Source organism: Aeromonas sp. BIGb0445, from assembly GCF_024809075.1.
In the GTDB taxonomy this organism is placed as follows: domain Bacteria; phylum Pseudomonadota; class Gammaproteobacteria; order Enterobacterales; family Aeromonadaceae; genus Aeromonas; species Aeromonas rivuli.
In genome coordinates, this window is the sequence record NZ_JANUES010000012.1 from 1 (window position 1) to 13508 (window position 13508).

Sequence of the window (13508 nt, forward strand, 5' to 3'; positions counted from 1 at the left end):
CAAACTCTTCAATTTAAGTTTGTTTGCGTTCATCCGATACCGAGGTAACGAACTTCAGCGGCTCAATGAATTGCTGAAATAAACTGTTCGACTTCTTATTGCTAACAAGTCGTTTTGGTCACTTCACCAGACATTGAAAATCAAAAATTAATTTTGATGCTCGATGCTGTGAGTGCCCACACAGATTGCTTGATTCAAATTGTTAAAGAGCGTCACGCTTATCGCGTTGAGGAGGCGCATCTTACGCTCCTCACTTCGAAAGTCAAGCGGTTGTTTTCGCTTTTCTTTCGGCGCCTGCTTCACTGTGAAGCTAGCTCATCAGTCCGGCGTGTTGTGCCGTGCTGGTAGGGGCGCATTATAGGGATGGCAGCCGCGCTGGCAAGGGCTTTTTCAGCATAAATGTTCGTTCGTTCAGTTATCCAGCAAAGCGGGTGAAATACAGCCGTTTATGGCTCTCAAGCTGCTGCGCGTGGTTTTTAATTGAACATTTGAAAAGCCACTTTATAATTGTCTTTTCAAATGTTCATTAAGGTCGCCCCATGCACCAGATCCTCGACAGCCAGAAAGAAGAGCGGATCCTTCCCCTGTTTCGCCTCGGCTTTCGTCCCTTCTTCTTATTAGGAGCCCTGTTCGCCACGCTGGCCATGTTCGCCTGGCTAGGTCAGCTCAATGGCTACGTCTCCTTGCCCGGGTTACAGAACCCTGTCTGGTGGCATGGTCATGAGATGCTGTTCGGCTTTGCCGCCGCGATAGTGGCAGGCTTTCTGTTGACGGCGGTGCAGAATTGGACGGCTCATCCAGGCGTGCGAGGATGGCCGCTGGCCCTGGTGGTCGGGCTCTGGGCCCTGCCCCGGCTCTTGCTACCCTGGCTGGGTGAGAGCACAACGGTATTGATGGTGGCCGATCTCATCTGGTTACCACTCTGCGCCTGGTTTCTGGCCAAACCCATCATGGTGACTCGTCAATGGCGCAACCTCTTCTTCGTGCCTCTCTTGTTGCTACTGACTCTGCTCAATGGCGCCAGCTGGTATTGGCGCGCAGACTGGCTATTCGCGGAACGGGTACTGATCGCCACCGTCTTGCTGTTCATCACGCTGATTGCCGTCATGGGAGGGCGTGTCATTCCCTTCTTTACTGCACGCGGTACCGGGCAAGATAAGGTACCTGCGCAGCCCTGGCTGGAGCGGGCGGCACTCGGCACGCTCTGGCTGCTGCTTGCCTGCTGGTTGTCTCTGCCAGGTGACTGGTTGAACTCGGGCCAGCTCGCCCCTCTATATATAGTGGCGGCCCTGCTCAACCTGTGGCGGCAACTGCGCTGGCGCCTGCCAAGTACACTACCCCATCCCCTGCTCTGGTCCCTGCATCTGGCGTATCTGTTTATTCCCCTTGGCCTGACTGCCTTTGCCGCCCAAGCCATGGGGCTCCCCATCACAGCCTCGGCGGCCAGCCACTTTCTTAGCGCCGGAGCGATGGGCACCATGATATTGGCGATGATCGCCAGGGTCTCGCTAGGTCACAGCGGACGAGCCCTGCAGCTTGGCCGCCGCATCATTCTGGCCTTTGTCCTTATCTTGCTGGCTGGCCTGGCGAGGCCACTGCTTCCTCTGCTCTGGCCCGCCCAGACCCTGCTTGGCTGGAACCTGAGCGGTGTGAGCTGGGCCCTGGCCTATGCGCTCTTCGTCTGGGTATATGCGCCCATATTGAGTCGTCCCCGACTTGACGGCAGACCCGGCTAAGCGGGTTGGCCGCTGGATGACCCAAGAAGACTCAGCTCCGGGCGGGATAGTGGATCAGGTTATGGAACCTGGCTGGCTGCTCGCCCAGGTTGCGATAGCCATGGGGGCGGTCGGCGGCAAAGCGCATCGCCTCACCATTGCCGAGTCGGTGCCACTCTCCCTCGACCAACAGATCCATCTCTCCGGCGATGACGATGACATGTTCGGTCACCCCCACCTCATGAGCGTCGGATTCGCGCCGATAGCCGGGCAACAGGGTCAGTTCAAACAACTCAAAGCCGACACTCGCCTCGAATGGAAAGAGCGGAGCGACCAACATTCCCTCCCCGGCGGGCTGTTGACGGATCTCGTCAGCGACCCGTCGCAGGGTTGCACGGCTGGGCTCTGGCGCCGGCTCGATGAAGCTGGAGAAAGAGACCCGAAAGCCGGTCGCAATCTTCCAGAGGGTTGCCACTGTCGGGCTGGATTCGCCACGCTCTATCTGACCGAGCATGGCCTTGCTCACCCCGGTTTCCCGTGCCGCGACATCCAGGCTCCAGCCCAGCTCACTCCTCAGGCCTTTTAATCGTTGTGCCAGATGCTGGCTCATGGTCTGCATGACAACCCCTTGTGCGTTATAGCGCTCAATCTTATACTCAGCCCTTATTGTACGTAATAACGCACAAACTGACACAAGGATGTCCCCATGCCATTCGCACTCCCCCATCTGGTCGCCGGCTTCATCGCCGTGCTGGTCGGTTACACCAGCTCAGTGGTGCTCATCATCCAGGCGGCCAGCGCCGCCGGTACTGACGCCGCCCAAACGGCCTCCTGGCTCTGGACGCTGGGGATAGGCATGGGCCTTAGCTGCATCGGGCTCTCCCTTTATTACCGCACGCCGATACTGACGGCCTGGTCGACCCCGGGGGCGGCCCTGCTCATCACCAGTCTGGGTCAGTTCAGCCTGGCAGACGCCATCGGCGCCTTTCTGCTCTCTTCGCTCCTGATCACCCTGTGTGGCATCACTGGCTGGTTCGAGCGGCTGATGCGGCAGATCCCGGCCAGTCTGGCCGCCGCCATGCTGGCCGGGGTGCTGCTGCGCTTCGGCCTGGATCTGTTCAAGCTCACCCCGACAGACCCGCTGCTTATCGGGGCCCTGTTGCTGAGCTTTATCGTCGCCCGCCATCTCTGGCCACGCTATACCATGGTGGTGGTGCTGGCGGTGGGGGTTTCCCTGTGCGGCCTGCGTGGTCAGTTGCAGCTGGCCGAGATCAGCTGGCAGCTGGCAAGCCCGGTCTGGGTCAGCCCGCATTTTTCCCTCGATGCCTTGTTTGGCATTGCTCTGCCGCTGTTCATTGTCACCATGACCTCTCAGAACATGCCGGGTATCGCCACCCTCAGAGCCCATGGTTATCACATTTCCTCTTCTGCCCTGGTGGGTTGGACGGGATTCATCGGCGTCATATTGGCCCCCTTCGGAGGCTTTGCCTTCAATCTGGCCGCCATCACCGCCGCCATCTGCATGGGCAAGGAGGTGGATCAGGATCCGACCAGACGCTGGGCGGCATCCGTCTGGGCAGGTGGCTTCTATCTGATCAGCGGCTGCTTTGGCGCCACTGTCGTCGCCCTGTTCAACGGTTTCCCGCCAGCCCTGGTGACAGCAATCGCGGGCCTCGCCCTGCTCGGCACCATAGGCAACAGTCTCTACTCGGCGCTGCAACACGAGAGGGAGCGGGAAGCCGCCCTGCTCACCTTCATGGTCACGGCCTCGGGCATCAGCCTGATCGGTGTAGGATCCGCCTGCTGGGGCCTGCTCATCGGCTGGGGCCTGTATCGGTTAAGGCGCAGCTGATCCTCATTTGTGGATCCCTCACATAGCAAAAGGCCAGTGCAGTGCACTGGCCTTTTTGTCGCTGGCAGAGCCACAGGCTCACACCTTGGGACGTACCCCCAGGGTGTGGCAGATGGCATAGGTCAGCTCGGAGCGGTTCAGGGTATAGAAGTGGAAATCCTTCACCCCTTCCTGGCTCAGCACCCGTACCTGATCGATGGCGATGCTGGCACCCACCAGGTTGCGGGTCATCTGATCGTTATCCAGCCCTTCGAAACGCTGGTGCATCCAGCGTGGCACCTTGACGTTGGTGAAACCGGCAAACTTGGCCAGGGTCTGGAAATTGGAGACCGGCAGTATGCCCGGCACTATCTCGGCATCGATGCCGATGGCGGCGCAGCGATCCCTGAAACGCAGGTAGGTTTCCACATCGAAGAAGAACTGGGTGATGGCCCGATTGGCACCGGCATCTATCTTGCGCTTCAGACTCAGCAAGTCTGATTGCGCGCTCCGGGCTTCCGGGTGCCCTTCCGGATAGGCGGCCACCGAGATATCGAAGTCGGCCTCGGCCTTGAGCAGAGCGACCAAGTCCGTTGCATACATCTCCGGCTTGTCGACGCCCTGGGGCAGGTCACCGCGCAGGGCAACGATGTGACGGATACCGCTGTTCCAGTAGTCGCGGGCTATGGTGCGCAGCTCGTCACGGCTGGCATCGATACAGGTCAGGTGTGGCGCGGCGATGAGGCCGGTGCGATCCTTGATGTCCTTGATCACCTTGTGGGTGCGATCCCGGGTACCCGAGTTGGCACCATAGGTCACGGAGACAAACTTGGGTTCCAGTACCTTGAGGCGCTCTATGGATTGCCAGAGGGTATTCTCCATCCCTTCGCTGTTGGGCGGGAAAAACTCGAAACTGACCCCTATGTCACCGCTTAAATCGGCCAGACTCTGGTTGAGTGCTTCAACCTGACGTGCACTGTGAAATCCCATCGCTCTACTCCCTGCCCTGCTCGCTGCTCTTCCTGACGCCAAATGAATGTCTGGACGTCTAAACGTCTTGCTATCTTTAAGACAAACCGCTCGAATGTCAATCAGGAAATGGCTCACCACCAAAATAGGGCCCATATGTGGCCACATTATCTCGTTATTGCGAGTTGGCTCCCATGCCAAAACGCTTTGGCTCAGGGTATGATGGCGGCGGATCGTCCTGGACGCTCTGAATCTGCGTGTGATTGTTTGGCCGGAGCCCCGCTCCGGCCCCTTTTTCAATATCCAGCCTCCCCTGCCGATAACCCAGTATCCCACTAGCAGGAGCTCATCATGGATACCCATCCCGGCTTTGCCACCGACCTGCTGTTCGACCGCTATCAGGGCGAGGTCAGCGCACACCCCCACTTTTGGGCGGTGCGCACCCCCACTGCCCCCGATTACTACTTCGGCAACTACCTGTTGCTGAGCGCGGCCCCGAGCGATCGAGACAAGGGCTGGCTGGAGCAGAGCTTCGACAAGTTGATTGCGACGGATCCCAGGGTACGCCATCGCACCTTCCAATGGCCTCTGGCCGAAGGGCAGAACAGCCGGGTTGCCGGCTTCGTTGCGACCGGTTACCAATATATGGAGTGCGTGGTGCTGACCCTGGAGCGGGCGCAGTTGCTCACTCCCCCCGACAGCCCAGGAGCCCATATCCGCCCTTTCACGGCGACAGACTGGGCCGATTGGCTCGCCCTGGAGTTGGAGGAACGCGAGCCAGACTACCCGGCCGAGAGTTATCTCGCCTACCTCGAGAGCCGCCAACGGCTCTATCAAACCATGACGGACGATGGGTTGGGCAACTGGTGGGGTCTCTGGCAGGGCGATCAGCTGGCGGCGAGTTGCGGCCTCTTCTTCACCGCAACCCTGGGCCGCTTCCAGCTGGTGCGTACTCGCCAGGCCTGGCGCAACCGTGGCCTCTGCAAGCTGTTGCTCACCCGGGTCGCCGAACAGGGCCTGATCCGGGTGCCACAATTGGTGATAGTGGCGGACGAGCAGTATCACGCCCAGCGGGTTTATCGTGACCTGGGCTTCATCCCCACTGCCCGCATCGCCAGCCTCTGCCGCTGGCCCCGGGAAGAGGAAGCCCCCTGAGGAGCTGGCTCGGCGAACACCAGCATAGAGAAGGGAGGCCTGCGCCTCCCTTCTCTATTTCTGCAACCAGGATCATCGGGCCCTGCAGCCAGTCACTGATCCCCCTCTAGCTGCTGAGCCAGGGCCGCCTCCGTCTGCGGGCTGGCCGCAGGCAAAGGGGCAGTGGCCGCACTGCCCTCGGCCTGCACCGGCACTGACGTCTGGGCGGGTGCTGTGGTCAGCGTCTCGTCGATAACCGGGGCTGTCGCCAGGGGATCGCTGGAGGCCGCTGGAGCCTCGCATTGGCAAGCGGCGCCCTTGGCCTTGTTGCCCTGATGGGGGGCATACCAGGCCTTGAGCTCCTCTTCAAGCAAGGTCGCCGCCCCTTGCGGCGTCTGCTTGCCCAGCAGCACGGCCTGACTCTGGCTTGCCAACTCATCCCCCAGTTTGGGTTCGCCGCGAGACAGGATCTGCGTCGCGACCCGGATGGTGGAGTCACACTGATCCCGCCACTCCATCATCTCCCGCGCCGCCGGATTGCTCACCTCGAAGAAGTGGTTGGAGAGGGAGAAGAAGCCGGGCAAGGCATTGGTATACAGCTCGGCAAACTGGGCACTGGTCAGCCACTGCAGGAAGGCCTTGGCGGCCTCTTTGTTCTTGCTGGCGGGGTTGAGCCCCATGCCGATGTCGGTGTGATCGGTAAAGAAGCAACCGTCACCACGCTTGGCGACCGGGGGACGCATCACCCCGAAGTCCAGCTTGCCGGTGAAGGGGGCTATCTCCCAGGAGCCCGCCACATAGAAGGCCGCCTTGCCACTGGTGAACAGCTCATTGGTCGCGGCGTAGTCCCGCGCTGCGGCGCCCTCGCCCAGATAGGGGCGCCAGCGCGCCAGCTCTTCGAACACCTGCCGGTACTGAGGATCGTCGAGTCGCTCCTGGCCATTAACCAGCGCCAGGCGACCATCTTCCCCCTTCCAGTAGTTGGGGCCTATGTTCTGGAAGCCGAGCTCGGAGGCGACCCAGCTCTCGCTGCCGCTCATGGCCAGCGGCACATAGCGGCCATCAGCCTTCACCTTCTCCAATACCTGGAAGAAATCCTCCCGGGTCTCGGGCAGGCTCAGGCCCAGCTCCTTGAAGATCGCCTTGTTATAGAAAAAACCGTGAATGACGGAGGCCATGGGCACACAGAAGGTCTGAGCCCCGGAATCCGTCTGCCAGGGCGACTGGGCGAAGCTCGGGAAGTTCTCCATCCCGGCCATCTCGGTCAATTCGGCGAGATAACCCGCCTTGAACAGTGCCAGGGAGTCATCAAAGGGGCGACAGGTGATGAGGTCCCCCGCCTTGCCCGCCTTCAGGCTCTGCCACAGGGTCGGCATGTACTCGACGTTCTGCACCCCGTTGAATGTCACCTGGATGCCCGGGTGAGCGGCCTCGAAGGCCGGGATGATCTTCTGCTCCCACAACGCCTTGTCATCTATCCGCCAGCTCTCGATCACCAGCTCACTGGCCATCAGCTGACCACACAACAGGAGACTCAGGGCTCCGATCCACTTGTTAGCCATAAGTCCTCTCATACCTTGAAATGGGCGATCAATTGCTGCTGCTTGGCAACCAGATTGGCGAGTACCTCGCTGCTGCTGGCCGATTGACGGGCTTCCCGCTCCGTCTCGTAGGCCACCTCGGCAATACCGGAGATGTGGCGAGCCACCCCCTGGCTGACCGAGATCTGCTCCTGGGCCGCGTGGGCCACCTGATCCGCCATCGACTTGATGGCGCTCATCCGCTCGGCGATGGATTGCAGGGCCGCATCCATCTGGCGAGTCTGGTCGACACAGCTGCCGGTCTGCTCCTGGCTGCGGCCCATCACCTCGACCACCTGGCTGCTGGCGCTCTGCAAGTTTTCGATCATGGCCTGGATCTCTTCCGTACTGGTCTGGGTCCGGTTGGCCAGCGCCCGCACCTCATCGGCCACCACGGCGAAGCCGCGACCGGCTTCACCGGCCCGGGCCGCCTCGATGGCGGCGTTGAGCGCCAGCAGATTGGTCTGCTCGGCGATGCCGCGAATGACGTCCAGAATGCTGCCGATGTTGTGACTGAACTCCCCCAGCTTGTGGGTGATGCCCACGGCCTCGGCCATGGCACCGGCCAGCTCTTCGGTAAGGCGGCGAGTCACGGCGACCTGCTGCCGACCGGCGCGAGCCTCTTCGTCGGCAAGATCGACTTCGTGTTTGGTGCCATCGGTGGAGCGAGCCACCTCGGTGGCGCTCACCTCCAGCTCGGTGATGGCGGCGGCCACCTGATCGGTCTGGCTCTTCTGATCCTGCACCCGGGCCATGGCTCGCTCGCTGATCTCGGCGGCGCGACTCGCCTCCTCCACCAGATGGCGGGAACCGGCATTGATCTGAGCCAGCAGTTCACCCGTCTTGCCCGCCAGGGTATCGATGGAGCGAGACAGGCTGCCGAACTCGCAGCGACTGCGATAGTCGATGCGGCGGGTCATGTCCCCTGCGGCCATCAGGCCAAGCTCATGACCAATGCGCTGCAAGGGGCGCTGTATGCTGCGGGCCGTGGTGTAACCGATCAGCAGCGCGGCGGCGGCAGAGACTGCCGCCACCAGCAGGATCCAGATGCTGGCACTGCTGACGGCGTCATCGGCCAGGGAGCGGCTGGAGCTGGCGATGGTGCCGGCACTCTTGCCCATCTCATCGAGCTGGCTCAGGCTGCTGACCAACGCGGCATCGAGCTGCTGGTTGAGTTGATTCAGGGAGCTGGCCAACTGCTGGCTCTGGCGCATGGTGGCGAGCAGACCCTGTTTGCCGAGGGCCAGCTCCTGCATCCTGTCCAGGTTGGAGACGAAGCGCTGCTTGACGTCGGCGGGCACATCGACCCGCTCCAGCCGCTTGCGGGCCATCTCGATGTCCTTGCCGAGCACCCGCTCCAGTTCATTGAGATCCGTACCTGCATCGGCGCGGCGTATGTTCTTCAGATCCCGGGCGATGCCGGAGGTGATGAGCTCAGCCTTGTTGCGCATGGATCGCTTGGCGGACGCCTGCTGCAACAGCAGATCCGCAGCCCACTGGTAGGTATCTTCCAGACGGATGAAGGCCATCTCCAGCTGGTGACGCTGGGCCAGGGTATCGACCCATTGGCGATGTTGACTCAGCACCTGACCCGCCAGGGCGAAGAACTGTCCCGTGGCCTGCTCCACCCCGGCGAAGCGCGACCGGGCCTCGTCCAGCTCGGTGAAGCGCCCCATCTGCTGACTCAGGGTCTTGAAACCGGCCTGCTGCTGCTCGAAGCGACTGGCCAACTCAGGCAGGCCGCCGGCCTGTTCGCTGGCCCTGTACTCCAGTACCCAGCGGTTGCTGTCTTGCAACGCTCCCTTGAGGCCCGCCACAGTGATAACCAGAGGGGTGGCCTTATCCGAGACCTGAGAGAGGCCGTCACTGATCCCCCGTATCTTGAGGGCGCTGACGACCCCCAGCAGGACCAACAACAGCAGCATCAACACGAATCCGGCGATGATCCGCTGCACAATAGACAAACCCATGAGACATCCTCACTCGTTGGGGAAAGGGACAGTGCTGAGGGTATCGGCCGGGAAGTGAATAGTTGGAGCCTTGATAGGGGTATTTATGCCCTTGAGACAGCAAGGGTATCAATGGAAACCATAAAAGAGCCCGGCAGCGCCGGGCTAAAGGGACGTGCAGTGCAACTCGCGAGTATTAGAAGCGGTAGCCGACGCCGACCATGAAGGCCACGGGGTCGATGGAGGTCTTGATCCCCTCGCCGCCGTTGACGTGCACCTCGGTGTCTATGTCCATGATCCAGGCCGAGCCGTTGACGAACCAGCGGTCATTGATCGCCATGTCGATACCAATCTGACCGGCCACCCCCCAGGAGTCATCCAGCTTGACGTCGGCACCATCCAGGGCACCCTTGCCCTTCTCGCTGAAGAAGGTGGTGTAGTTGATGCCGATGCCCACATAGGGGCGCACCTTGCTCTGGGCATCCCCGAAGTAGTATTGGGCCATCAGGGTCGGCGGCAGCTGTTTGACCTTGGCGACCTCTCCCAGCCCCGGCGTGCTGACCGAGTGGGAGAAGGGGGTGGCGGCCAGGAGCTCGACACCCCAGTTGTCGGTGATCAGATAGGAGAGGGTCAGCCCGAGCTGCATGTCGTCATCAATCTGGAACTCGCCCGAACCCAGTACATCGTCGCTGCTCTCCTGAGGAGAGACGAAGGCCAGGCCACCGCGCACCAGGATATCCCCGGCCTGATGGGCCATGACGGGAGAGGCAAAGGCGGCTGCGATCATCAGAGGAAGAAACTTGTTCATCACCATATTTCCTTTTTTAGTTTTCGTTCTGTGTTGTAAGCAGGGCGACTATAAAAGGATGTGACTGGCCGGTTATTGATTTGGCGCAAAAGTTACCAATAAATAGATAGATGTACGAAATAGCTTATTCACGCGCAAAACGCCGCGTGTGAATAACATAACCAACTGATTTAAAATGATTAACTATAATAACGCTCTTTATTTTTAACGATTAATGCATAAACGGAATATAAGTTTTGTGATACGAGTTGGCTATTTTTTGATTGCAGCTTGTTATCGGCTGGCGTATTTTCCGCATCCATTGTTGTCGAGTTGTCACCCTGCTTTTATGAAAAAGCCCTATCAGCCTCATTCCGTCACCAGCATACTGGCCGCTATCTTCGGTCTCGGCTCCCTGCTGTTTATCTTCGTCGGCTTCTGTCTCGGGCTCGCCTGGCTGATGGTGCGGACGCACTGAGGCTGGATAGCAGAGAGGGGCCCGATGGGCCCCTCTCTATTAACGGTCACGTTGCCCGTTGTTCATATGCTGGCTGCGGCGGTTATTCGCTCTGCGCTGGCTGGCGCGGTTTGCGCCCCTTGCGCACTGCCGGTTGGCTGGCTTGCCTGGCACCATGCTTATCCAGCAAGGGGGCCAGGAAGCGCGCCGTGTGCGACTCCTTGTTCTTGGCAACCTGCTCCGGGGTACCGGTCACCAGGATACGGCCACCACCGGCCCCCCCTTCCGGCCCCAGATCCACCACCCAGTCCGCGGTCTTGATGACATCCAGATTGTGCTCGATGATCACCATAGTATTGCCCCTGTCCCGCAACTGATGCAGCACCTTGAGCAGTTGCTGAATGTCGTGGAAATGCAGGCCCGTGGTCGGTTCATCCAGGATATAGAGGGTCTTGCCGGTGTCGCGCTTGGAGAGCTCCCGCGCCAGCTTGACCCGCTGCGCCTCCCCTCCCGACAAGGTGGTCGCCGACTGGCCGAGGCGGATGTAGGAGAGCCCCACGTCCATCAGAGTCTGCAGCTTGCGCGCCACCGCGGGCACCGGGTCGAAGAAGCCACGGGCATCTTCCACCGTCATCTCCAGGATCTCGTTGATGTTCTTGCCCTTGTACTTCACCTCCAGGGTCTCGCGGTTGTAGCGCTTGCCCTTGCAGACATCGCAGGGCACATAGACGTCTGGCAGGAAGTGCATCTCCACCTTGATGACCCCATCCCCCTGACAGGCCTCGCAGCGACCCCCCTTGACGTTGAAGGAGAAGCGACCCGGCTGGTAGCCGCGTGAACGCGCCTCCTGAGTGCCGGAGAGCAGCTCACGGATCGGGGTAAACAGCCCGGTGTAAGTCGCCGGGTTGGAGCGCGGGGTGCGGCCGATGGGGCTCTGATCGATATCCACCACCTTGTCGAGCTGATCCAGCCCCTCGATGCTGCGATAAGGGGCCGGGGTCGATTCGGTCGCCTTGTTCAGCTCCCGGTGGGCAATGCGGAACAGGGTGTCGTTGATCAGGGTCGACTTGCCGGAACCGGATACCCCGGTGACGCAGGTCATGACCCCGAGGGGAAGATCCAGGTTGACGCTGCGCAGGTTGTTGCCGCTTGCCCCCTTGAGCTTGAGCCAGCGATCGGTGAGCGGGGTGCGCTGCGCAGGGACGGCGATCTCCTTGCGGCCGGAGAGGTAGTCACCGGTCAGGGAGTCCGGGTTATTGATGATCTCCTCCGGGGTGCCTTGCGCGACGATGGCGCCGCCATGTACCCCGGCCCCCGGCCCGATGTCGAGCACATGGTCGGCGAGGCGAATGGCGTCTTCATCGTGCTCCACCACTATCACGGTATTGCCGAGATCGCGCAGGTGGGTCAGGGTCTTGAGCAGCCGTTCGTTGTCCCGCTGGTGCAAACCGATAGAGGGTTCATCCAGTACATACATGACCCCCACCAGACCGGCGCCTATCTGGCTCGCCAAGCGGATGCGCTGGGCTTCGCCACCGGACAGGGTCTCGGCGCTGCGGGACAGGCTCAGATAGTTGAGCCCCACGTTGACCAGGAAGCCGAGCCGCTCGACGATCTCTTTCAAGATCTTGTCGGCTATCTGGGCACGCTGGCCGGTGAGCGCCAGTCCCTCGAAGAAGGCCAGGGCATCGCCGATGGATTGCTCGGCGATGGCGGAAAGGTTGCGATTATCGACGAACACATGGCGCGCCTCCTCCCGCAGTCGGCTGCCGCCGCAGCTGGTGCAGGACTTGTTGGCAATGTATTTGGAGAGCTCTTCGCGCACCGAGTTGGATTCGGTCTCCCGGTAGCGGCGCTCCATGTTGTGCAAGATCCCCTCGAAGGGGTGCTTGCGCACCACCACATCGCCGCGATCGTTCATGTAGCGGAACTCGATCTCGGTTTTGCCCGACCCCCGCAGCAATACTTCCTGTACCTTGGCGGGCAGATCCCCCCAAGGGAGCTCCAGATCGAACTTGTAGTGCTCGGCGAGGGACTTGAGCATCTGGAAGTAATAGAAGCTGCGCTTGTCCCAACCGCGGATGGCGCCCCCGGCCAGGCTCTGGCTCGGGTCGTGGATCAGCTTGGCGGGATCGAAGTACTGCTGCACCCCCAACCCATCGCAGGTCGGGCAGGCTCCGGCCGGGTTGTTGAAGGAGAAGATGCGCGGCTCCAGCTCCGACATGGAGTAGCCGCACTCGGGGCAGGCGAAGTTGGCGGAAAAGGTCATGACCGGCACCTGCTCCTCGCCATCCATGGGCGCCACCAGCACGATGCCGCCGGAGAGGGTCAGCGCCGTCTCGAAGGATTCGGCCAGGCGCAGGGCCAGATCATCGCGCACCTTGAAGCGATCGACCACCACCTCGATGGTGTGCTTCTTGTGCAGCTCCAACGGGGGAGGATCCGAGAGATCGCACACCTCGCCGTCGATGCGGGCGCGGATATAACCCTGGGCCGCCAGGTTCTCCAGCAGCTTGCTGTGCTCACCTTTGCGATCGCGCACCACCGGGGCCAGCAGCATCAGCTTGCTGCCTTCGGGCTGGGCCAACACCTGATCCACCATCTGGCTGATGGTCTGGGCGGCGAGCGGGATGGCGTGGGTCGGGCAGCGTGGCTCGCCGACCCGGGCAAACAGCAGGCGCAGATAGTCATAAATTTCGGTGATGGTGCCGACGGTCGAACGCGGGTTGTGCGACGTAGACTTCTGTTCGATGGAGATGGCCGGGGAGAGCCCCTCGATATGATCCACATCCGGCTTCTCCATCAGGGAGAGGAACTGGCGGGCGTAGGCGGAGAGAGACTCCACATAGCGGCGCTGGCCTTCGGCATAGAGGGTATCGAACGCCAAAGAAGACTTGCCGGAGCCGGAGAGGCCGGTGACCACGATCAGCTTGTCGCGGGGCAGAGTCAGGTTGATGTTCTTGAGGTTGTGGGTGCGGGCACCCCGGATCACGATTTTTTCCATCTTGTTGCGCGCTCGATACGGTAACCAGAGCGGGCCAGTATGGCATAGAGACTACTGGATGAATAGACAGTCCAGACGGGAA

Annotated in this window: 9 protein-coding genes and 1 pseudogene; 4 read left to right on the forward strand and 6 right to left on the reverse strand. The window is 61.0% G+C overall.

Annotated features, from left to right (window positions below; all coding sequences use genetic code 11):
- Positions 1–539 precede the first annotated feature (539 nt).
- On the forward strand, positions 540–1736 hold the full coding sequence (locus M2367_RS17270; protein ID WP_259237368.1) for an NnrS family protein: 1197 nt from the start codon (positions 540–542) through the stop codon (positions 1734–1736).
- A gap of 31 nt (positions 1737–1767) precedes the next feature.
- Here the strand turns inward: M2367_RS17270 and M2367_RS17275 are convergent, their stop codons facing one another.
- Positions 1768–2334, reverse strand: coding sequence for a helix-turn-helix domain-containing protein (locus tag M2367_RS17275; RefSeq protein ID WP_042042016.1), 567 nt, complete (start codon positions 2332–2334; stop codon positions 1768–1770).
- Positions 2335–2421: 87 nt separating this feature from the next.
- On the opposite strand from M2367_RS17275, the gene M2367_RS17280 reads away from it, so the two are divergent.
- Complete coding sequence (locus tag M2367_RS17280; protein WP_259237369.1) at positions 2422–3567, forward strand: benzoate/H(+) symporter BenE family transporter; 1146 nt, start codon at positions 2422–2424, stop codon at positions 3565–3567.
- Positions 3568–3645: 78 nt separating this feature from the next.
- Here the strand turns inward: M2367_RS17280 and metF are convergent, their stop codons facing one another.
- Positions 3646–4536 (reverse strand): methylenetetrahydrofolate reductase, encoded by an 891-nt coding sequence (metF, locus tag M2367_RS17285; RefSeq protein ID WP_005907772.1) that lies wholly within the window; start codon positions 4534–4536, stop codon positions 3646–3648.
- Positions 4537–4866: 330 nt separating this feature from the next.
- Between metF and M2367_RS17290 the strand changes: the two genes are divergently transcribed.
- The gene (locus tag M2367_RS17290; protein ID WP_259237370.1) at positions 4867–5670 is read left to right on the forward strand and encodes a GNAT family N-acetyltransferase; all 804 of its coding nucleotides are present in this window, start codon (positions 4867–4869) and stop codon (positions 5668–5670) included.
- A 92-nt stretch (positions 5671–5762) separates the two neighbouring features.
- Here the strand turns inward: M2367_RS17290 and M2367_RS17295 are convergent, their stop codons facing one another.
- The 3 genes from M2367_RS17295 to M2367_RS17305 all read right to left on the reverse strand — a co-directional run bounded on the left by M2367_RS17295 (position 5763) and on the right by M2367_RS17305 (position 9986).
- Entirely contained in the window at positions 5763–7211 is a 1449-nt protein-coding gene (locus tag M2367_RS17295; protein WP_259237371.1) for an ABC transporter substrate-binding protein, read from the reverse strand.
- A gap of 8 nt (positions 7212–7219) precedes the next feature.
- A complete protein-coding gene (locus M2367_RS17300; RefSeq protein ID WP_042042022.1) occupies positions 7220–9199 on the reverse strand; it encodes a methyl-accepting chemotaxis protein in 1980 nt (659 codons plus the stop codon).
- A gap of 175 nt (positions 9200–9374) precedes the next feature.
- Positions 9375–9986: an OmpW family outer membrane protein gene (locus M2367_RS17305; protein ID WP_042042023.1), complete on the reverse strand. Its 612-nt coding sequence runs from the start codon at positions 9984–9986 to the stop codon at positions 9375–9377.
- Positions 9987–10314: 328 nt separating this feature from the next.
- Here M2367_RS17305 and M2367_RS17310 point away from each other — a divergent pair, with 328 nt between their 5' ends.
- Positions 10315–10443, forward strand: a complete 129-nt coding sequence (locus M2367_RS17310; protein ID WP_259237372.1) for a hypothetical protein — start codon at positions 10315–10317, stop codon at positions 10441–10443.
- A gap of 163 nt (positions 10444–10606) precedes the next feature.
- Here M2367_RS17310 and uvrA read toward each other — a convergent pair.
- Positions 10607–13426 (reverse strand): annotated as a pseudogene (uvrA, locus tag M2367_RS17315) (excinuclease ABC subunit UvrA); the annotation flags it as partial.
- Between the last annotated feature and the right edge of the window lie 82 nt (positions 13427–13508).